This window comes from Undibacterium sp. GW821-FHT11H02 (assembly GCF_058808015.1).
Map to the genome: position 1 here is coordinate 76,169 of NZ_JBXARG010000006.1, position 21,806 is coordinate 97,974.

Annotated in this window: 19 protein-coding genes and 1 tRNA gene; all 20 read left to right on the plus strand. The window is 46.8% G+C overall.

Features of this window, described 5'->3' with window-relative positions; translation table 11 throughout:
• Positions 1–209 precede the first annotated feature (209 nt).
• The 20 genes from acs (at position 210) to nuoF (ending at position 21,758) form a co-directional block, all read left to right on the plus strand.
• Entirely contained in the window at positions 210–2,189 is a 1,980-nt protein-coding gene (gene acs, locus AC1RR2_RS08135) for an acetate--CoA ligase (protein ID WP_493221762.1), read from the plus strand.
• 166 nt (positions 2,190–2,355) lie between these two features.
• A complete protein-coding gene (locus tag AC1RR2_RS08140; protein WP_493221763.1) occupies positions 2,356–3,504 on the plus strand; it encodes an ABC transporter permease in 1,149 nt (382 codons plus the stop codon).
• A gap of 1 nt (position 3,505) precedes the next feature.
• The gene (locus tag AC1RR2_RS08145; protein ID WP_493221764.1) at positions 3,506–4,381 is read left to right on the plus strand and encodes an ABC transporter ATP-binding protein; all 876 of its coding nucleotides are present in this window, start codon (positions 3,506–3,508) and stop codon (positions 4,379–4,381) included.
• A 1-nt stretch (position 4,382) separates the two neighbouring features.
• The gene (locus AC1RR2_RS08150; protein ID WP_493221765.1) at positions 4,383–5,321 is read left to right on the plus strand and encodes an MlaD family protein; all 939 of its coding nucleotides are present in this window, start codon (positions 4,383–4,385) and stop codon (positions 5,319–5,321) included.
• Positions 5,322–5,329: 8 nt separating this feature from the next.
• On the plus strand, positions 5,330–6,043 hold the full coding sequence (locus AC1RR2_RS08155) for an ABC-type transport auxiliary lipoprotein family protein (RefSeq protein ID WP_493221766.1): 714 nt from the start codon (positions 5,330–5,332) through the stop codon (positions 6,041–6,043).
• Between the two features lie 5 nt (positions 6,044–6,048).
• A complete protein-coding gene (locus AC1RR2_RS08160; RefSeq protein ID WP_493221767.1) occupies positions 6,049–8,148 on the plus strand; it encodes an AsmA family protein in 2,100 nt (699 codons plus the stop codon).
• Between the two features lie 164 nt (positions 8,149–8,312).
• A complete protein-coding gene (pssA, locus tag AC1RR2_RS08165) occupies positions 8,313–9,176 on the plus strand; it encodes a CDP-diacylglycerol--serine O-phosphatidyltransferase (RefSeq protein ID WP_493221768.1) in 864 nt (287 codons plus the stop codon).
• A 357-nt stretch (positions 9,177–9,533) separates the two neighbouring features.
• Positions 9,534–11,072 carry a 2-isopropylmalate synthase gene (locus AC1RR2_RS08170; RefSeq protein ID WP_493221769.1) on the plus strand — a complete coding sequence of 513 codons (1,539 nt, stop codon included), beginning with the start codon at positions 9,534–9,536 and terminating at the stop codon, positions 11,070–11,072.
• A gap of 611 nt (positions 11,073–11,683) precedes the next feature.
• Positions 11,684–11,953, plus strand: coding sequence for a 30S ribosomal protein S15 (gene rpsO, locus AC1RR2_RS08175; protein WP_186915119.1), 270 nt, complete (start codon positions 11,684–11,686; stop codon positions 11,951–11,953).
• A 241-nt stretch (positions 11,954–12,194) separates the two neighbouring features.
• Positions 12,195–14,327 (plus strand): polyribonucleotide nucleotidyltransferase, encoded by a 2,133-nt coding sequence (gene pnp, locus AC1RR2_RS08180; RefSeq protein ID WP_493221770.1) that lies wholly within the window; start codon positions 12,195–12,197, stop codon positions 14,325–14,327.
• A gap of 139 nt (positions 14,328–14,466) precedes the next feature.
• Entirely contained in the window at positions 14,467–15,444 is a 978-nt protein-coding gene (locus AC1RR2_RS08185; RefSeq protein ID WP_493221771.1) for an NAD(P)H-quinone oxidoreductase, read from the plus strand.
• A gap of 175 nt (positions 15,445–15,619) precedes the next feature.
• Positions 15,620–16,387 carry a triose-phosphate isomerase gene (tpiA, locus tag AC1RR2_RS08190; RefSeq protein WP_493221772.1) on the plus strand — a complete coding sequence of 256 codons (768 nt, stop codon included), beginning with the start codon at positions 15,620–15,622 and terminating at the stop codon, positions 16,385–16,387.
• A 69-nt stretch (positions 16,388–16,456) separates the two neighbouring features.
• Entirely contained in the window at positions 16,457–16,837 is a 381-nt protein-coding gene (gene secG, locus AC1RR2_RS08195) for a preprotein translocase subunit SecG (protein WP_493221773.1), read from the plus strand.
• Positions 16,838–16,932: 95 nt separating this feature from the next.
• Positions 16,933–17,017 (plus strand) — tRNA-Leu (locus AC1RR2_RS08200).
• 113 nt (positions 17,018–17,130) lie between these two features.
• Positions 17,131–17,490 (plus strand): NADH-quinone oxidoreductase subunit A, encoded by a 360-nt coding sequence (locus AC1RR2_RS08205; protein ID WP_493221774.1) that lies wholly within the window; start codon positions 17,131–17,133, stop codon positions 17,488–17,490.
• A 17-nt stretch (positions 17,491–17,507) separates the two neighbouring features.
• A complete protein-coding gene (locus tag AC1RR2_RS08210) occupies positions 17,508–17,984 on the plus strand; it encodes a NuoB/complex I 20 kDa subunit family protein (protein WP_315473244.1) in 477 nt (158 codons plus the stop codon).
• A gap of 47 nt (positions 17,985–18,031) precedes the next feature.
• Positions 18,032–18,631, plus strand: coding sequence for an NADH-quinone oxidoreductase subunit C (locus AC1RR2_RS08215; RefSeq protein ID WP_493221775.1), 600 nt, complete (start codon positions 18,032–18,034; stop codon positions 18,629–18,631).
• Between the two features lie 9 nt (positions 18,632–18,640).
• Entirely contained in the window at positions 18,641–19,894 is a 1,254-nt protein-coding gene (locus AC1RR2_RS08220) for an NADH-quinone oxidoreductase subunit D (protein WP_422994655.1), read from the plus strand.
• A 71-nt stretch (positions 19,895–19,965) separates the two neighbouring features.
• Positions 19,966–20,463, plus strand: coding sequence for an NADH-quinone oxidoreductase subunit NuoE (gene nuoE / locus AC1RR2_RS08225; RefSeq protein ID WP_422994657.1), 498 nt, complete (start codon positions 19,966–19,968; stop codon positions 20,461–20,463).
• Positions 20,463–21,758 carry an NADH-quinone oxidoreductase subunit NuoF gene (gene nuoF / locus AC1RR2_RS08230; RefSeq protein WP_493221776.1) on the plus strand — a complete coding sequence of 432 codons (1,296 nt, stop codon included), beginning with the start codon at positions 20,463–20,465 and terminating at the stop codon, positions 21,756–21,758. The genes nuoE and nuoF overlap by 1 nt, the downstream gene beginning before the upstream one ends.
• Positions 21,759–21,806: the final 48 nt, after the last annotated feature.

The window sequence follows — 21,806 nt, forward strand, 5'->3', positions numbered from 1 at the left end:
AATTACCCCTAATACCACTCACTAAAAAATAGCTTTTTTGGGCTGCTAGCCTTAGAATCAACGTCAAAAGAGAGTAAGTGGTGAATATCAAAAAGGCTTGAAGGCGAATCGGCAAATATTCGTCAATTGCGATGTGAAACTTGTCTATACATATTCAGGGCATCTGCAATTCGAGTTTTTTTGATATTCACAACAGCATGGAGACAATTATGTCGGATCAAGAAGTAAAGACTGAATCACGTGTGTTCCCCCCACCGGCGAATTTTGTTGCAAACGCCGCGATCTCAGGCATGGACGCGTACAACGCACTCTGTGCTGAGGCTGCCAATGACTACGAAGGCTTTTGGGCAAAGCTCGCTCGCGAAAATTTGCATTGGCATAAAGCGTTCACCAAAACTTTGGACGAGTCCGACGCCCCTTTGTACAAATGGTTTGATGATGGTTTGCTCAATGTGTCATACAACTGTCTTGATGTGAATGTACAAAAAGGTCTGGGCGATAAAGTCGCTGTGATTTTTGAATCTGACGTCGGTGACGTTACCAAAGTCACCTATAAAGAGTTGCATGCCAAAGTCTGTCAATTTGCCAATGGCTTGCGCACTCTGGGTGTAAAAAAGGGTGATCGTGTTGTTATCTACATGCCGATGTCAGTTGAAGGCGTCGTCGCGATGCAAGCATGTGCTCGTATCGGTGCAACGCATTCTGTCGTATTTGGTGGCTTTTCTGCGAAATCCTTACAAGAACGTATCGTTGACGTTGGCGCCACACTGGTGATCACGGCCGATGAGCAAGTGCGCGGCGGTAAACATTTGCCTTTGAAAGCGATTGTCGATGAAGCTTTAGCACTCGGCGACTGCGAAAAAGTTTCTAAAGTTGTGGTTTATAAGCGTACTGGTGGTAACGCGCCATTCAATGCAGCACGCGATTTGTGGATGCACGAACTTGTTGCTGATCAAGCGACCGAATGCGAACCAGAGTGGGTGAATGCTGACCATCCTCTGTTTATTCTTTACACCTCTGGGTCGACAGGCAAACCAAAAGGTGTACAACATTCTTCTGGCGGTTATTTGTTGTGGGCGATGCTCACGATGAAGTGGACTTTTGACATTAAGCCGAATGATGTGTTCTGGTGTACGGCGGATATTGGTTGGGTTACTGGCCACACTTATATTACCTACGGCCCATTGGCAATGGGTGCGACTGAAATCGTTTTCGAAGGTATTCCAACTTATCCAAACGCCGGCCGCTTCTGGGACATGATACAAAAGCATAAAGCGACGATTTTCTACACCGCGCCAACTGCGATTCGTTCTTTGATCAAAGCAGCCGATGGCGATGCAGCGATTCATCCGAGTAAATATGATCTGACATCCTTGCGCTTACTAGGCTCGGTCGGTGAGCCCATTAATCCTGAAGCATGGATGTGGTACTACCGCAATATCGGTGGCGAGAAGTGTCCTATCGTGGATACTTTCTGGCAAACTGAAACAGGCGGTCATATGATCACACCATTACCAGGTGCAACGCCCTTGGTGCCAGGTTCATGTACTTTGCCTTTGCCTGGGATTATGGCGGCGATCGTCGATGAAACCGGCGCTGATCTGCCAAACGGGCAGGGCGGTATCTTGGTGGTGAAACGTCCCTGGCCTTCGATGATACGTAATATTTGGGGTGATACCGAGCGCTTTAAGAAGAGTTATTTCCCTGAAGAGTTAGGTGGTAAAACCTATCTGGCGGGTGACGGCGCGATTCGCAATAAAGACACAGGCTATTTCACCATTACCGGTCGTATCGATGACGTGTTGAATGTTTCCGGTCATCGCATGGGAACGATGGAAATCGAATCCGCATTGGTCGCTAACCCTATGGTTGCAGAAGCAGCCGTAGTCGGCAAACCTGACGACACGACAGGCGAGGCAATTTGTGCTTTTGTCGTGTTGAAGCGTAGTCGCCCAACTGGTGAGGAAGCGAAACAAATTGCTTTGGAATTGCGCAATTGGGTAGCTAAGGAAATTGGTCCAATCGCGAAACCGAAAGAAATTCGTTTTGGTGATAATTTACCGAAGACCCGCTCCGGAAAAATTATGCGTCGTTTATTGCGCGTGTTGGCAAAAGGCGAAGAAATTACGCAGGATATCTCAACATTAGAAAATCCTGCGATTTTGGAGCAACTGAAGCAAGCACAATAGAAGTATTAAACGTTCAGTAGATTAAGTAGCAGAAATTTAAAAGACCTCCCAGCCAATCAGGCTGGGAGGTCTTTTTACTTTGAACATCCTTATGTTCGCTTGCGAACTGATAGTTCAGCAAAATCCAGTCAGATTACGAGGATGAAAACCTACTCTGATTTGACTGATGCCAATTCAAGCGATCACTACAAATAATCTGCCAAAGCCAAATTCAGTGCTGGCCTTGTCTGGTGCATGGACTGCGCGCAATCTAGCTTCCATTAAAAGCCAACTCGCCCAACTGCAGGCCCTGGTGGTGCCCGAACACAGTGAAATTGTATTGGATGGTGCCAGTCTCGAAAAAATCGATAGTGCAGGGTTTTGGATTTTGCAAAGTGAGTTGGACAAGATTAGGCAACAAGGAAAGACCATACGGTTCCTGAACTGGCCTGCGCAATATCAAAGACTGGTGGACGTGGTTGCTGTGGTTGATACCGAAAAGAGCGGTGACATAGCTCCGTCGGTTTCGAAAGAGGTGAAGCCGACAATGTTGGTGTGTCTAGGCAAAACAAGTTACCGCGCTGCGCATAGCGTTCTAGTCCTATTGAGCTTTATTGGTGAAGTGGCGCAAAGTTTGGAGCAAGTCTTATGGCACCCCAGGCGCTGGCGTCTACGCATGATACTGCGACAAATTCAGATCGCGGGTTTGGACGCCTTACCGATCATCGGTGTTACCTCTTTCTTACTTGGTATCGTGATTGCTTATCAAGGTGCCGACCAGCTTAAGCATTACGGCGCGAATATATTTGTCGTGGATTTGCTTGGTTATTCCATGTTGCGTGAATTTTCCCCGCTCATTACGGCAATTATCGTCGCCGGGCGTTCTGGATCAGCCTACGCCGCACAAATCGGCAGCATGGTGGTGAATGAGGAGATTGATGCGATGCGAACGATAGGCATCGTACCTATAGAGCTTTTGGTGCTACCCAAAATAATTGGATTGCTAGTGGCCTTGCCTTTAGTGACGGTCTTTTCGGATATCGCTGGTGTGCTGGGTGGCATGGTGATGGCGCGCTCGCAGTTAGCGGTTGATTTTCCTGAATTTCTTTTGCGCTTTGGTCACGAAGTGCAGCTGGCTTCGTTTTTGATAGGCGTGGGTAAGGCGGTGGTGTTTGCGCTGGTGATTGCGACGATAGGCTGCTTTCAAGGATTTCAAACCAAGGCGAACGCCGATAGTGTAGGGCAGCAGACTACGCGCAGTGTCGTGCAATCGATTTTTATCATCATCATTTTTGATGCCCTGTTTTCTATCGTACTTAGTTTGATTGATCTTTGATATGACTGCGTCATCACTACTTTTGCAGGCGAATACACCAAGCACGACCAGCAAAAATGTGATTGAAATGCGTGGCATTAGCACCCGTTTTGGTGATCATGTGGTGCATGAAAATTTGGATCTGGACGTCAGGGCGGGTGAGATATTTGCGATTGTTGGCGGTAGTGGTTCGGGTAAATCAAGTCTATTGCGAGAGATGATCATGTTGAACCAGGCAAACGCCGGAACCATCAAAATTCTCGACAAAGAACTGAAAGGCATTACAGAGGAAGATGCGCTCGATTTGCGACAACGCTGTGGTGTGATGTTTCAGCACGGTGGTTTATTTGGCACCTTGAGCATCCATGACAACATCGCTTTGCCGCTATCGGAAAACACGGATTTGGAGCAAGCAGTCATTGATGAGCTGGCCGCATGGAAGCTGCAGATGGTTGGTTTGAAGCTGGAAACTGCCGTGCAGTTTCCAGCGCAATTGAGTGGCGGCATGCTCAAGCGCGCGTCGATGGCGCGTGCTATTGCACTCGACCCAGAACTTTTGTTTTTAGATGAACCAACAGCAGGGCTTGACCCCAATAGCGCGAGTGGAATTGATCGCTTGATTCACACTCTGCACGATTTGTTTAATACCACCATTGTCATCATTACGCACGATCTCGATTTGTTATGGCAGGTGACCGATAGGGTCGCGGTGCTTGGAGACGGACATGTGATTGCAGTCGGTTCTATGAAGGAGTTAGCAAGGATGCAGGAACCTGCCGTGCGTAGCTATTTTGACGGAACACGTGGAAGGGCGGCGCAGACGCAATCGACAACATCAGCAACACCAATCCAAGCGCAGTCAAAAACGCCTTTGCAGGCTGAAACATTGAAGGAATAACGTGGATACGAAAGTTAATTACGCAGCAGTGGGTGCTTTCGTTTTATTGCTATGCGCTGCATTGCTAGCGGGAATACTGTGGCTAGCAGTTGGCTTTGGGCATAAGAAAGAAATTCAAACTTACATGGCGATTGTGAATGAATCGGTCGCGGGGCTGAATATGGATGCGCCAGTCAAGTATCTTGGTGTGACGGTCGGTAAGGTCAAATCGATACAACTAAATCCTTCACAGCCAGAACAGGTGGTCTTGCTGTTTGCCATTGAAAAGTCAACACCGATCAAAGTTGATACCGTCGCAGTGTTAAAAACCCAGGGTTTGACCGGAATCGCTTATGTTGAGCTAAGTGGCAGTACTGCGGCTTCGGCTTTTCTTCAAGTGCGTGGCGATAATCCTTACCCCATTGTTGGCACCAAGCCATCACTCAGTACACGATTGGAAAATGTCTTGACCACGGTGCTGGCCAATTTGGATCGCACTTCAGCCAATGTCAACGCGATGTTCAGTGATCAAAATCGTTTGGAAGTGACAAAGATTCTCGCCAACAGTTCATTGTTCATGGCTACGCTCGCGGAGCAGCGTCAAGAATTGCAGCGCTTTATGCATTCCGCAGCGATGACCGCTGACACTGCAGCTCGAATCGCACCGCAAGTCGAGCCGGTATTGGCGCGCATCAGCAGCGCTTCCGATGCCGTGCAAAAGATGGCAGACGAAGCAAAGCTTGCCAGCACAGGGGCTAAACACGCGATGCAGGGATTAGATGGTGGAATTAAGCAATTGACTGATGAGACGCTGCCTGAGTTAGAGCGCCTTCTAGTGGAATTGAATGTCTTGTCAGCATCTCTAAAGCAGCTGAGTGATCAAACTGCGCGCAATCCTGCGAGCTTGTTACGAGGTCGTCAGACCGCGCCCCTAGGCCCGGGCGAAAAAGTAAAACCATGAAAGCCTTTATGATTTTCCATCCCATCTTGACCTCCTCATTGCGCTACTTTTTTTGGCTTAGTGTAGTCTGTTTGTTGAGTAGCTGCTCCTTATTAACTCCGAATAAGGTCGATCAGATCTCGGTGTACGCCTTGAGCGGCGCTAACCTTACGGTTGGGGCTGCACTTCAGGAAAATCATAGAGACAAGCTCCGCAATCCAGAAGCGCCAACCATCATGTTAAGCATGCCGCGCGCGGCGGCTGGCTTTGAAACCAGTCAAATTGCTTATGTACGCCTATCATTTCAGTTGGAGTACTTTAGCCTAAGTCAATGGGCTGCACCACCGACCGCCATGTTGCTGCCCTTGATGAGTCATGCCTTAGAGCGAACTGGTGATTTTAAAGCGGTCTTGCAATCGCCATCGGGGGCAAGCGGGCAATTGCGCTTAGATCTTGAGATTGTTCGATTGCAGCACGAGTTTTTTAGAACGCCGAGCCAGGTCCATTTTACTTTGCGTGCGCATTTGATTGACATCGCAAGTCGTCGCGTCATTGCTTGGCAAGAATTTGATGCTGCGGTGGCCGCGACCAGCGAAGACCCATACGGCGGCGTGGTGGCGGCCAATCAGGTTGTGCGTTTGCTGGTCGAACAAGTTGCTGATTTCTGTGCCAAGACACATCGGCAACAAAGTCAGTCGAAAGCGCCGCAGCAAGTGAGTTCGCCCACATCAGAGAAACACTAAGCGAGATGAAACTTCAAACTAAAACAAAAGTATTGCTTGGCATCCTAACGCTATTGATCCTTGTTCCCGCGATTGCGCTGATTGTTCTACTGACATATGACTGGAACCGCGCGAAGCCACGCTTTAATGCCAGCATGAGCGAGGCATTGGGGCGGCCATTTCAAATTCGAGGCGAGCTTCGTTTGCAATGGACAAAACCGACACCGAATTTCAAATCAAATGCTAACCCCGAGTCAAATAATCTCGACAAAGCCTGGCACAGCTTCATACCTTGGCCACAGTTCTTTGCGACCGACGTTCATATTGCTAATCCTGCCGATTTTCAGCAACAAAAAAGTGAGTCCATTGTCAGAGAAAGCGAGACAAAAGAATCCGTTCACATAGCAGATCAAATTCAAGATGAAACGGCGAGTATTAAGGAAGTGAGTTTCTCTTTAAATCCATGGAAGCTCTTACATAAAGAAATTAGCATTCCCACATTGCGGCTTTCCGCGCCACTAGTGCATCTTCAACGACTGGCGAATGGTACAAACAATTGGACAGTTAGAAAACCGGCTGGTACCTCGTTGTGGCAATTGGGCTTACAACAAATTGCGTTGACCAACGGCACGATTTATTTGCAAGACGCGATCAAGCACGCTGATATCAAGATCGGCATCAATGAAGATAGTAGCGATTCGGATTACAGCTTCGCCTGGAATTTGACAGGTAACTTAAATGATGAAGCGATTGTTGGAGAAGGGCAGGTTGGGGCAGTATTGGCCTTAACAGATCAGACCCGACCGTTCCCGATTCGCGGCTATTTGCGCCAAGATCAATCGATAATAGCCTTAACTGGCACACTTACGCGTCCAATGGACTTGATGGCTATCCAAATGCGTTTAGCGGTCGCGGCGCTCAGTATGGCAAAGTTGTATGCGATCACAGGCATATTCCTTCCAGAGACACCACCATTTTCAAGCGAAGGACAGTTGACTGGCGTCCTAAATGCTAGCGGTGGAAAGTGGGACTACAGCGACTTTAGAGGGAAAGTGGGAAGCAGCGATATTTCTGGTGATCTGCAATTTGAATTCAAGTCGCCGCGGCCTTTACTCAGCGGCACCATCGTGTCGAAATCCTTATTGTTCTCGGATCTCGCACCTATCATTGGCCTTGATTCGCGCTCGAGCAAACAAACGCGTGGGTTGGCTACTGTGCAGCCTTCCAATAAAATTTTGCCGATTGAAAGTTTTAAGACAGATCGTTGGAAGAGTATTGATGCGAACGTAAAGTTTAGTGCAGACCATATCGTTCGTAGTGAAACGTCATCGATCACAAAACTCATGACACATTTAAATCTTCAGGATGGTGTGTTGAGCCTGAAGCCTTTGAATTTTGATATGGCAGGCGGTAGTCTGCGCTCAGATATTACGCTCGATGGGAGCCACAGTCGCGAAAAAAATTCGATCGTCGCTCAGGTACAAGTACAAGCTCATCGGTTACAGTTGAAACAAATTATGCCGTTTGTGAAAGACTTGGACGCCAGTTTGGGAGAGATTAACGGCAATGCATCCATATCAGCTGTCGGTAATTCCATCGCTACTTTGTTAGGTTCGTCAAATGGCGAGTTGCATGCTGCAATTAATCGGGGCATGGTGAGTAAGTTATTGTTGGAGAAGATAGGTTTGAACATCGGTAGTATCGTGCTGACCACTGTGTTTGGCGATGAAGAGGTTAAATTGAATTGTCTTGCCGCCCATTTTTCTGTGCACAATGGCCTAGTGCAAACCAAACAGTTTGTAGTCGATACAGAACAGTCCAGACTAAATCTACAGGGAGCTATCAATTTACGGCAAGAACAAATTGATTTAGAGATCACACAAAAGAGCAAAGGAATCAGGTTAATTTCGCTGCGCGCTCCTATCTATGTACGCGGTAGCTTACAACATCCGACGACAAGAATAGATAAAGGTATCGTCGCTTTACGTGCGGGCGCTGCAATTGCTTTGGCTACTTTAGCACCGGTCGCAGCATTGATTCCTTTGGTGAATTCTGGATCAACGGATAGTCCAATATGTGAAGATAAACCAGCGGTGAAAAGTCGCAAATTAGTGCTCAGGAAATAGTGCTGATGGTGCTGATCATTCGTCTAATTTAGGTTTGATTTGATTTTCGTCGACGTGTTTCGAGGTTATACTTGAGAAATTCCAAACTGAGTACTTAGTATTTTTTTTGCAAGACTAAGTAACTGCTCGGTTTTTTTCGCTCAATTTCCACAATAAGAATCAGCATGACGCCAGTTAAAGATCGTAAGCCTAAGGGCAGTTTTAAGTTATTTCCACGTGGCGCGAGAAAAAATAATGGTGAATTACTCGGAGCACCGCGTAAGCCTTCTCGCGGCATTTACCTATTGCCAAATGCATTCACCACTGCAGCACTGTTTTGCGGCTTTTATGCCATCGTCATGGCGATGAACCAAAAATTTGAACATTCTGGCCTAGCCATCTTTGTGGCAATGGTGCTCGATAGTCTCGACGGTAGGGTAGCGCGTATGACAAATACGCAAAGCGAATTTGGCGCGCAATATGACAGCTTGTCAGATATGGTCTCGTTTGGCGTGGCGCCGGCTTTAATTGCCTATGAGTGGGCTTTGAAAGGTATGGGCAAGCTGGGTTGGTTAGCGGCTTTTGTGTATTGTGCTGGTGCTGCTTTGCGCTTGGCACGATTTAACGCGAACATTACTGTGGTCGACAAGCGTTATTTTCAAGGATTACCAAGTCCAGCGGCCGCTGCCTTGGTGGCGGGCTTTATTTTGCTCATGGATGATTTGGCTATACCGGGTGTCGATGTACGCTGGTTTGCTTGGAGTGTCGCTTTATTTGCAGGCTTAACGATGGTCACGAATGTGCCATTTTATAGTTTTAAAGATGTAAACTTGAAACGATCCGTGCCTTTTATCGCACCATTTTTGATTGTCTTGGCCTATGTTGCGGTGGTGAGTGATCCGCCAAAAGTCTTATTCGCACTATTTGTAATTTATGCGTTGTCAGGCTATGTTTTGCTGCTCTGGCGTTGGCGCAATGGGCGTCCAGTGAGCCTGGTGCAATTGACGCCGGAGTCGCACAACGGCGAAGTCGACGACCTTAAGAAATAATTGAGGACGGGCTCTTGCGCTTTTGTGCAATCCCGCTTATAGTCTTTTGCATGAAATTCTCATCCACGACATCCAATGCTCAAAAAGCATTCATTAAAGCAGATCGCTCCGGTCTGCTTTTGTCGTTGGCATTACCAGTTGCCGCTATCCTGGCATCTCTACTAGCATTGTCACTAGCGAACACGCTACTAGCGCTCGCGCGCTAAATCCCAATACCCCACAACTTGAGTAGTCTCTCACCCATGTGCGTCTTGCAAGGGGCGGGAAAGATCTATTCAAGTTACCGAGTTTTACTCAAATTTTTTACTTATTCCCACTTAAATTTACGTTCTTTTTTCGGCATTTTCGGAGGCAAACATGGCAGACAAACTCATCATATTCGATACAACTTTGCGTGACGGCGAACAATCCCCTGGCGCATCTATGACCAAAGATGAAAAGGTACGCATTGCTCGCCAACTAGAGCGTTTAAAGGTCGATGTGATTGAAGCGGGTTTTGCAGCCGCCTCGCCCGGCGATTTTGAGTCAATCAAAGCGATTGCCGCGGCGGTACGTGAACCTATCATCTGTTCTTTGTCACGTGCAAATGACCGAGATATTTCACGCGCTGCCGAAGCCTTGGAAAAAGCGCAGCGCAAACGTATTCACACATTCATCGCGACTTCACCTTTGCATATGGAAATGAAGTTGCGTATGAGTCCGGATCAGGTTGTGGAACAAGCGATACAGGCGGTTCGTTTTGCCCGCAAATTTACGGATGATGTGGAATTTAGTCCAGAAGATGCGAGTCGCTCTGATTTTGATTTTCTCTGTCGCGTGATTGAAGCGGTGATCAAAGAAGGTGCGACTACGATTAATTTCGCGGATACAGTTGGCTATGGTGTGCCTGAATTGTATGGCAGTACATTGAAACGTTTGCGTGAGACTATTCCGAATTCCGATAAAGCGATTTGGTCTGTGCATTGCCATAATGACTTGGGCATGGCAGTTGCAAACTCGTTGGCTGGAGTCATGATTGGTGGTGCGCGTCAGGTTGAGTGCACGATCAACGGTCTTGGTGAGCGTGCAGGGAATACCGCACTGGAAGAAATCGTGATGGCGGTGCGTACTCGTAAAGATCATTTTAATTTGGATATTGGTGTCGACACCACGCAAATCGTCGCGACCTCCAAAATGGTATCGCAAATTACCGGTTTTGCAGTTCAGCCAAACAAGGCGATTGTGGGCGCAAATGCTTTTGCACATGCATCCGGAATTCATCAAGACGGCATTTTGAAAGCGCGTAACACCTACGAAATTATGCGTGCCGAAGATGTAGGCTGGAGCGCAAACAAAATCGTGCTTGGCAAACTTTCAGGTCGCAATGCGTTCAAACAGCGCTTGCAAGAGCTTGGCATTGCTTTGGAATCGGAAACTGAAATTAACGCCGCCTTCGCTCGTTTCAAAGAACTCGCTGATAAAAAATCCGAAATATTTGATGAAGACATCATGTCAGTCGTCGCCGATGAGGAGCATTCACACGACGCGGATCACTACCGTTTGGTATCGATCAGTCAGCATTCAGAAACAGGTGAACGTTCCTCTGCAGTGGTTGTGATGACGATAGGCGATAAAGAAAAATCTTGTATCGCGCAAGGTAATGGTGCAGTCGATGCCATCGTTGGTGCGATTGAATCTGAAGTGAAGAGTGAAGCGGAGCTATTACTGTTCTCGATTAACGCAATTACTGCCGGCACGCAATCGCAGGGTGAGGTAACGATACGATTAAGCAAAGCGGGTCGCATCGTCAACGGGGTGGGAGCCGATCCGGATATCGTGGTGGCTTCGGCGAAAGCCTACATTTCAGCTTTGAATAAATTGCATTCTAAGGTCGAAAAGCTGAATCCGCAGATTTGATGATCTATTTGTATCGATTAATTGCTTAGAGGGGATAGCGATAGAAGATGCAAAACCCCTCAACGCAGAGGCGCAGAGACGCTGAGTAGCGCAGAGAAGGGTGAAGATTTTCTTGGATTTTCGTTTGTTTTTGGAGTTTGTTGAGATTGAACCCAGATTTTCCATTAGGCGCACCTGCGGTGCTATTTGTGTGCTGACGGCGCATTGTCGGTCATTTTTGTTGCTCTTCGTTGCAAAGAGCTCGCTATTTGCTCCTCACTCGCAACAAAACTGCCTCGAAAAGTGCATCCGTCATCTTCACAAATCCTAATGGAAAATCTGGGTTGAAGAAATTAATGATTTACTGTTTTCCTCTCTTTGGTTTTTCCCCCTGCGTCTCGGCGCCTCGGCGTTGAGGGGCTTTAGATTTAATAACAAACGTGAAACTATGCTTGCTGACTTGATGGTAAAGACCTGAATCTTTTGATGTTTGGACTTGAATCCATCTGAATTTCCATGCTATAGTCGCGGTCTCATCAAATTCTGATGGGATTTATTTAATGTAATTTCACGATATCGACGGTGCTGGTTTAAAAAAGCTAACTCTTGGTATCGCATGTAAAGGAAATAAGATGTCTATCGAAAAAAGTGCAAAAGCCGCTATCGTTGCGGATAATGCCCGTGGTCAAAACGACACAGGTTCTCCAGAAGTGCAAGTTGCTTTGTTGACTGCACGTATCAATGACTTAAACGGTCACTTCAAATCTCATTCTAAAGATCACCACTCACGTCGTGGTTTGATCATGATGGTTAACCGTCGTAAGAGTTTATTGTCTTATCTGAAAAAGAAAGATTTGAATCGTTATCGTTCATTGATCGAAAAACTCGGCTTGCGTAAGTAATTTACTCATTAGAGTATTTTGCTAAACACAGCAAAGAATTAAAGTAAAAAGCCTGCGTCAGTTTGACTGATGCAGGCTTTTTGCCTTTAGGGCATCTAAATTTGCTTAAAATTTGGGCGTCATTGGCAGTAAAAGTAGTGAAATTGTTGGAAGTGGTAAGGGCGATTTGAAGCTGAATTGCTTGTGGTGAGGTGAACGACAGCCCCTGGAAATCTGTCGGAAAATAGTGAAAGGACACATTGTGTTTAATAAAGTTACGAAAACATTCCAATACGGTCAACATACAGTGACCTTGGAAACAGGTGAAATCGCACGCCAGGCTTCTGGTGCCGTGTTGGTATCGATTGAAGATACTGTGGTGTTGGCAACTGTAGTTGCAAAAAAAGATGCCAAGCCAGGCCAGGATTTCTTCCCATTGACCGTGGATTACTTGGAAAAAACCTATGCAGCTGGTCGTATTCCAGGTGGTTTCTTCAAGCGTGAAGGTCGTCCATCAGAAAAAGAAACATTGACGTCGCGTTTGATTGATCGTCCGATTCGTCCGTTGTTCCCAGAAGGTTATTTGAACGAAGTGCAAGTGATTGTGCACGTTCTGTCTGTGAACCCAGAAATCGATCCGGATATCGCAGCGATGATTGGTGCTTCTGCAGCGATTTGCGTATCTGGTATTCCATTTAGCGGTCCGGTGGGTGCAGCACGCGTTGGTTATATCGATGGTCAATATGTATTGAACCCAACTGCAACGCAATTGAAAACATCTGCAATGGATTTGGTTGTTGCTGGTACTGAATCTGCGGTATTGATGGTGGAATCTGAAGCGCAACAATTGTCTGAAGAAGTGATGTTGGGCGCGGTTGTGTATGGTCACACACAAATGAAGGCAGTCATCGATGCGATTCATGATTTGGTGCGTGATGGCGGCAAGCCAGAAGTGCAATGGGCGCCAGCGGCTAAGAATGAGCCTTTGATTGCGGCAGTGACTGCAGTGGCAGAGCCTTTGTTGCGCGCTGCGTATCAAACGAAAGAAAAGCAAGCACGTACTGAGCAATTAAAAGCAGCAAGTGCAGCGGTGAGTGCGGCTTTGGCTGAGCAAGCAGCAGCTGCTGGCACTGCAGCGCCAGACTCCGGCGATGTTGGCAATATCATGTTTGATTTGGAATCCAAAATCGTTCGCTCCCAAATCTTGGATGGCGAGCCACGTATCGACGGTCGTGATACACGCACTGTACGCCCAATCACGATTCGTACAGGCGTTTTGCCACGTACGCACGGTACAGCCTTGTTCACCCGTGGTGAAACACAGGCATTGGTGATTGCGACTTTGGGTACTTCTCGTGATGAGCAAAAGATTGACGCTTTGATGGGTGAATATTCTGACCGCTTCATGTTGCATTACAACATGCCTCCGTTCGCTACTGGTGAAACAGGTCGCGTCGGTACACCTAAACGCCGTGAAATTGGTCATGGTCGTTTGGCAAAACGCGCATTGCAAGCAGCATTGCCTTCACCGGAAGATTTCAGCTATTCAGTGCGTTTGGTTTCTGAAATTACAGAGTCCAATGGTTCTTCTTCTATGGCTTCTGTTTGCGGTGGTTGTTTGGCATTGATGGATGCCGGTGTGCCGATGAAAGCACACGTTGCTGGTATCGCGATGGGCTTGATTAAAGACGGCAATAAATTTGCAGTATTGACCGACATCTTGGGTGATGAAGATCACCTCGGCGATATGGACTTTAAAGTTGCTGGTACGGCAGAAGGTATCACTGCTTTGCAGATGGACATCAAGATCCAAGGTATCACGAAAGAAATCATGCAAGTCGCTTTGGCGCAAGCTAAAGAAGGTCGTGATCATATCTTGGGTGAAATGCAAAAAGCAGTTCCAGTCGGTAAAGTGGAATTGTCTGACTTTGCACCTCGCTTGATTACTGTGAAAATCAATCCGGAAAAAATCCGTGATGTGATCGGTAAAGGCGGCGCGGTAATTCGTGCATTGACGGAAGAAACTGGCACGCAAATCGATATCAGCGATGAGGGTGTAGTCACTATCGCTTCGGTTGATGCGGCTGCGGGTCAAGAAGCTAAGCGTCGTATCGAAGAATTGACGGCGGAAGTTGAAGTTGGCAAGATCTACGAAGGCACCGTATTGAAGTTGTTGGACTTCGGTGCGATTGTGCAAATCATGCCAGGCAAAGATGGTCTGTTGCACATCAGCCAGATCGCCAATGAGCGCGTGAATGCGGTGGCTGATTACCTCAAAGAAGGTCAGCAAGTGCGTGTGAAAGTCTTGGAAACAGATGATCGCGGTCGCTTTAAATTGTCGATGAAAGCTGCTGCTGAGGCTGCTGCTCCTGCAGAGGTTGCGCCGGAGGCGTAATCGCTTCTTGTTGGTAGATGATCTTCATATCGTCGAAAACAATTCAGCGTAAAATTAAGGCCGTTCGTAGGAAACTACGAGCGGTTTTTTTTATGGGTAATGCTTGTTTGGTGACTTTATTATTTGGTGGGGGGGGGTAATGCGAGCGATCGAAATTACGCAGTACGGTAAACCTGAAGTCTTGCAATTGTGTGAGCGACCAGTGCCTGTTCCTGCTGCAGGTGAAGTGTTGTTACATGTGCGAGCCGCAGGAATTAATCGACCAGATGTTTTGCAGCGCATGGGATATTACGCTGTGCCTGATGGGGCTTCCGACTTGCCAGGTTTGGAAGTGGCAGGTGAAATTGTTGCTGGGGATTTGTCTAATAGTGAATTTGCTATCGGCGATTTGGTGTGTGCCTTGGTGCAGGGCGGCGGTTACGCAGAGTATTGCGTGGCTCCTTTGGTGCAGTGTTTGCCAGTTCCCAAAGGTTTGAGCATGATTGAGGCGGCGTCTCTGCCTGAAACTTTTTTTACTGTCTGGTCTAATGTCTTTGATCGAGCAGCCTTATTGGCTGATGAAACTTTATTGGTGCATGGTGGTACATCTGGTATTGGTGTTGCGGCAATACAGATGGCGACGGCTTTGGGTGCTAAAGTGTTTGCTACGGCGGGTTCTGATGAGAAATGCCGGGCGATAGAAAAACTGGGGGCGCTTCGCGCAATTAATTATCGTACCGAGGACTTTCTTGATGTCGTGCGTGCGGAAACGGCGGGTAGGGGCGTGGATGTAATACTTGATATGGTGGCTGGCAAATATCTGTCCAAAAACATCAACAGCTTGGCTGATGATGGGCGTTTGGTCATTATTGCGCTCTTGGGCGGGGCGAAGGCTGAGCTTGATATGTCGCAGGTGTTGCGTCGTCGTTTGCATGTGACTGGATCAACATTGCGTCCACGTTCAGTCGAATTTAAAGCCAAAATTGCTCTGGCTTTGCGTAAAGAAGTTTGGCCACTTTTGGAAAATGGTGCGATTAAACCGGTGATTCATCAGGTTTTCTCTTTGTCGCAGGCGAGTCGGGCGCATGAAGTGATGGAGGCGAGTCAACATATTGGTAAGTTAGTGCTTGAATTGTGATTTTTGTAGTTTTGGCTTGGTTGTTCTGTAGATTTTTGATGAATTCTAAGAATTTTGGCAAATTCGGCACGGCTAGATGACAAAATGAGGTGTTCATCTTTAAACTTATGATTGGAAAATTGACCCTCATAGCCTTGCCGCGATACAATAGACAGTTAATTAAATTTTTAAGCTTATGCCACAACAGCGACGCACATTAATAGCCGGTAATTGGAAAATGAATGGCAGTCTTGCAGTAAATGCGAGTTTGCTTGAGAGTTTGAAGCTTGCCCCCGAGGTTGCCTTAGACGGTTCTGCGTGTGAAGTGTTGGTTTGTGTGCCAGCCATTTTTTTGCCGCAATGTGAAGCCGTGTTGAAATCCTCAGCCATCGCACTTGGTGCGCAAGATGTTTCGGCTCATCAATCCGGTGCCTATACCGGTGAAATATCTTCGGCAATGTTAGCTGATTTCTCGTGTGAGTATGTCATTGTCGGGCACTCTGAACGTCGTGCCTATCATCATGAATCGAATGAGTTAGTGGCACAAAAGGCATTGCAGGCTTTGCGTTCTAGTATTTTTCCTATCGTGTGTGTCGGTGAAACTTTAGAGCAGCGTGAGGCTGGTAAGACCAATGAAGTTGTTGTGACTCAATTGCGTGCAGTAATGGATGTATTGGATGATGGTGCTTTGGCGCGCATCGTGGTGGCATATGAGCCTGTTTGGGCGATAGGTACTGGTAAAACAGCGACGCCTGAAATGGCACAAGAAGTGCATGCGGTATTGCGTTCGACTTTGGCGGAGCGTAGTGATTTTGCTGCGAATAAAGTTCGTATTTTGTATGGCGGTAGTATGAAGCCTGATAACGCGAAAGCCTTATTGGAAATGCCTGATATTGATGGTGGCTTGATTGGTGGTGCTTCTTTGAAGTCGGCTGACTTCCTCGCAATTATTCGCGCAGTTTAAGTTTTTTCGCTGCGCTCAGTTTTTTGGATTATTTTTGTTGTAATGATTAATTTTACTTGGATGTTTTAAATGCAAACTTCTTTATCTACCTTGGTTATGATTGTGCAGGTTTTGTCTGCGTTGATTATTGTTGGTCTGGTCTTGCTGCAGCATGGTAAGGGGGCTGATATGGGGGCTTCATTTGGTTCTGGTGCTTCCGGTAGTCTGTTCGGTGCGACAGGTTCTTCTAATTTCTTGTCGAAATCCACAGGTGTCGCTGTTGCAGTGTTTTTTATTGCGACTTTGGTTTTGACCTCTTTCGGTGCTAATAAAACCCCGTCTGTTGGTGTTATGGATAATTTGCCCGCAGCGAAAACAGCACCTGCAAGTGCTTCTGCGAATGCTGCTGCAGTTCCTCCAGTGGTTGCGCCAGCAAGTGCCGCTAGCCAAGCTTCTGAAATTCCAAAATAACTTATCGTAGATCAGTTTGTTCGGCAAAAAAATCTTGAATTACTGCAATTGTGCGTTGAACAATTGAGCTGAACCGAGTACAATGCTGGGCTTATGCCGACGTGGTGAAATTGGTAGACACGCTATCTTGAGGGGGTAGTGGCGAAAGCTGTACGAGTTCGAGTCTCGTCGTCGGCACCAATGAATAAGTCAGTTTTTCTAGCTGACTTGATCGAGGAAGTGGTTGTGGATTTAAGTATTCCCAATCATGCAATAAACATATCAATGTTACGTTTTTATATGGGTAGCCTAACGTGAACCTCGAAAATTATTTCCCAGTTCTTCTCTTTATTTTGGTTGGTATTGCTGTTGGTGTTGTGCCGCAGATCTTGGGCCGTTTAATTGCGCCGCACCGACCTGATAGTCAAAAAACATCTGCTTACGAGTGTGGCTTTGAAGCCTTTGAAGATGCGCGTATGAAATTTGACGTGCGTTACTACCTCATTGCAATTCTCTTTATTTTGTTCGATCTCGAAACTGCTTTCTTCTTCCCATGGGCTGTCTCCATGAAGGAGTTGGGGTGGACTGGCTTCTTGGTGATGCTTGGCTTCATCTTGGAGTTTGCGGTCGGATTTTGGTATATCTGGAAAAAAGGCGCCCTGGATTGGGAGTGACCTGATAGGAAAAGCGTATGTCAATTGAAGGTGTATTGAGCGAAGGCTTTGTTACAACCAGTTTGGACAAGCTGATTAATTGGACTCAAACGGGTTCTATGTGGCCAATGACTTTTGGTCTGGCTTGTTGTGCGGTTGAGATGATGCACGCAGGTTGCTCTCGTTATGATATGGATCGCTTTGGTGTGATTTTTCGCCCTTCTCCGCGTCAATCAGATGTAATGATTGTGGCTGGTACGCTTTGTAATAAGATGGCGCCAGCTTTGCGTAAAGTCTACGATCAAATGGCAGAGCCGCGCTGGGTAGTTTCGATGGGTTCTTGCGCAAATGGTGGTGGCTATTATCATTACTCTTACTCTGTAGTGCGCGGTTGTGATCGTATTGTTCCGGTTGATATTTATGTGCCTGGATGTCCTCCGACTGCTGAGGCGCTCATTTACGGCATCATTCAATTGCAAAACAAAATTAAGCGCACCAATACGATTGCGCGCTAGTGTGGTGCTAGTGTAATTCGTGAGCGAAAACTACAACATAAAGCAAAATGACTACCAAATTAGAAAATCTTGAGTCGGCAGTGAAGGGTGTCATCGGCGAGCGACTCATGCAGTCGCAATTGGCGCTGGGTGAGTTGACTGTCATTGTCTCTGCAAAAGACTACTTGTCGGTGATGCGTGATTTGCGTGACAACGCTGCCACCCAATTTGAAGAATTGATCGATCTGTGTGGCGTGGATTATTCCACTTATGGTGAGGGTGCTTGGGAAGGCTTACGCTTCGCTGTGGTATCGCACTTACTCTCAATTAAGCATAACTGGCGTTTACGTGTCCGTGTTTTTGCTGAAGATGATGAATTTCCGATCGTGGCGTCTTTGGTCGATGTGTGGAGTGCAGCAAACTGGTATGAGCGCGAAGCATTCGACTTCTTTGGTATTTTGTTTGATGGTCATAATGATTTGCGTCGCATATTGACTGATTATGGATTTATCGGTCACCCCTTCCGAAAAGACTTCCCTGTTTCTGGTTATGTAGAGATGCGCTATGACGCCGATCAAAAACGCGTTATTTATCAGCCGGTGACAATAGAGCCGCGTGAAAATACGCCGCGTATTATTCGCGAAGAAAACTACGGGATTAAGGGGTAAGGAAGCATCATGGCTGAAATTAAAAATTACACCTTAAACTTTGGTCCTCAACATCCGGCAGCGCATGGCGTTTTGCGCTTGGTGCTTGAATTGGATGGTGAAGTTATTCAACGTGCGGATCCGCATATTGGATTGTTGCACCGTGCAACAGAAAAACTAGCAGAACAAAAAACTTACTTGCAATCTGTGCCTTACATGGATCGCCTCGACTATGTGTCGATGATGTCCAATGAGCATGCCTATGTCATGGCAATCGAGAAGATGCTTGGCTTGGAAGTACCCTTGCGCGCACAATACATTCGAGTCATGTTTGACGAGATTACGCGTCTGTTGAATCACTTATTGTGGATAGGTGCGCACGCGCTTGACGTCGGTGCGATGGCGGTGATTTTGTATGCGTTCCGTGAACGCGAAGATTTGATGGATTGCTACGAAGCCGTATCAGGTGCTCGTATGCACGCAGCGTATTATCGTCCGGGCGGTGTATATCGTGATTTGCCAGATGAAATGCCTAAGCACAAAGCGTCGATTCTGAAAAATGAAAAAGCGATGCGTTTGTTGAACGAAGATCGCCAAGGTTCTCTGCTAGATTTCATTGAAGCATTTACGAACCGTTTTCCAAAATACGTTGATGAATATGAGACTTTGTTGACGGATAATCGTATCTGGAAGCAGCGTTTGGTAGGTATCGGAGTGGTTTCGCCTGAACGTGCAATGGCGATGGGATTCACTGGCCCTATGTTGCGCGGGTCTGGTGTTGAATGGGATTTGCGTAAAAAGCAGCCGTATGAAGTCTATGATTTGCTCGACTTTGACATCCCGGTTGGTGTGAACGGCGATAGTTATGATCGCTATCTGGTACGTGTTGAAGAAATGCGCCAGTCAAATCGCATTATTAAACAATGTGTTGAATGGCTGCGAAATAATCCAGGCCCAGTCATGTCGACCAATCATAAAGTCGCGCCACCAAGTCGTGTCAACATGAAGTCGAATATGGAAGAGTTGATCCATCACTTCAAATTGTTTACTGAAGGCTTCCATGTTCCTGCTGGTGAGGCTTATGCCGCGGTTGAGCATCCTAAGGGTGAGTTTGGTATTTATTTGATGTCGGATGGCGCGAATAAGCCATATCGCATGAAGATTCGTGCACCAGGTTTCCCTCATTTGCAAGGTTTGGATGAAATGGCCAAAGGTCATATGATCGCCGATGCCGTGACGATTATTGGTACGCAAGATATTGTGTTCGGTGAAATCGACCGCTAATCGGTTATTTAAGAATTAAATATTGATAAATGATTGGCTCTTATTGAGGGTCAATATTTGAGGCAAAAGCGATGGTCTTATCAGAGCAAGCATTAAAGAAAATTGATCGCGAATTGGCGAAGTTTCCCGCGGATCAACGTCAGTCTGCCGTGATGGCGGCCCTGGCGATTGCCCAGGATGAAACTAGTTGGTTATCTCCTGAAGTATTGCAGTTTGTTGCCGATTACATCGGTATGCCTGCCGTTGCAGTGCAAGAAGTGGCGACCTTCTACAATATGTACAATACCAAGCCAGTTGGTAAGCATAAAATTACTGTTTGCACCAATTTGCCATGTGCCTTGTCTGGTGGTGAGCGCGCAGCACATCATCTAAAGCAAAAGCTTGGTCTCGACTACAAAGAAACAAGCGCTGACGGCAAATTTACCTTGATGGAAGGTGAGTGCATGGGAGCCTGTGGCGATGCCCCTGTGCTGTTGGTTAACAACAAACGTATGTGCAGCTTTATGTCGAACGACAAAATCGATGCCTTGGTCAGTGAACTAAGCCAAACAACAGAAGCAGGTAAATAATGACGAGTCTACATAATCGCCATATCAAGCCACTGATTCTTGCTGGCTTAGACGGAAAAAACTGGCACCTGCAAGACTATGTTGCGCGCGGTGGCTATCAATCTTTAAAACGTATTTTGGATGAAAAAATCCCACCTGAACAAGTGATTGCGGAGCTGAAAGCTTCTTCATTGCGTGGTCGTGGAGGTGCGGGTTTTCCAACGGGCTTGAAGTGGAGCTTTATGCCACGTCAATTCCCAGGGCAAAAATATTTAGTCTGCAATACCGATGAAGGCGAACCTGGTACATTTAAAGATCGCGACATCATTCGCTACAATCCACATGCTTTGATTGAAGGTATGGCGATTGGTGCCTATGCAATGGGTATTACGGTTGGCTATAACTACATTCACGGCGAGATTTTTGCTGACTATGATCGCTTCGAAGAAGCCTTAGAAGAAGCGCGAGCTGCCAATATGTTGGGTGATCGTATCCACGGTTCGGATTTTAATTTCCAATTGCACGCTTTCCACGGTTACGGCGCGTACATCTGCGGTGAAGAAACTGCTTTGCTGGAGTCTTTAGAAGGCAAAAAAGGGCAGCCACGTTTCAAACCACCGTTCCCGGCAAGTTTTGGTTTGTACGGTAAACCAACGACCATCAATAATACTGAAACCTTTGCCGCTGTGCCATTCGTGTTGGCGATGGGCGGCGAAGCTTATGCTGCACTTGGTAAGCCAAACAATGGTGGTACCAAGATTTTCTCCATGTCCGGTGACGTGGCTAAGCCAGGCAATTACGAAGTCCCAATGGGCACACCGTTCGCAACATTGTTAGAGTTGGCTGGCGGCATGCGTGACGGCAAAAAGATTAAAGCAGTTATTCCCGGCGGGTCTTCTATGCCAGTCTTGACTGGTGATGTGATGATGGCGACCGATATGGATTATGACTCCATCGCTAAAGCGGGCTCTATGCTCGGTTCTGGCGCCGTCATCGTGATGGATGAAACGCGTTGCATGGTCAAATCTTTATTGCGTTTGTCCTACTTCTACTTCGAAGAATCATGCGGTCAATGTACGCCATGCCGTGAAGGCACAGGCTGGCTGTATCGCATGGTACATCGCATCGAAAACGGTCAAGGTCGTCCAGACGATTTAGATATGTTAAATGCGGTTGCAGACGGTATTCAAGGTCGCACAATTTGTGCCTTAGGTGATGCTGCTGCGATGCCAGTTCGTGCATTTATCAAAAATTTCCGTGAAGAGTTTGAATACCATATCGAGCATAAACACTGCTTGGTTCCGACTTATTTATAAACAAGGCTGTAGTTTGTTCTTGAATTGAGAATTAATTCAAGTCTGAAT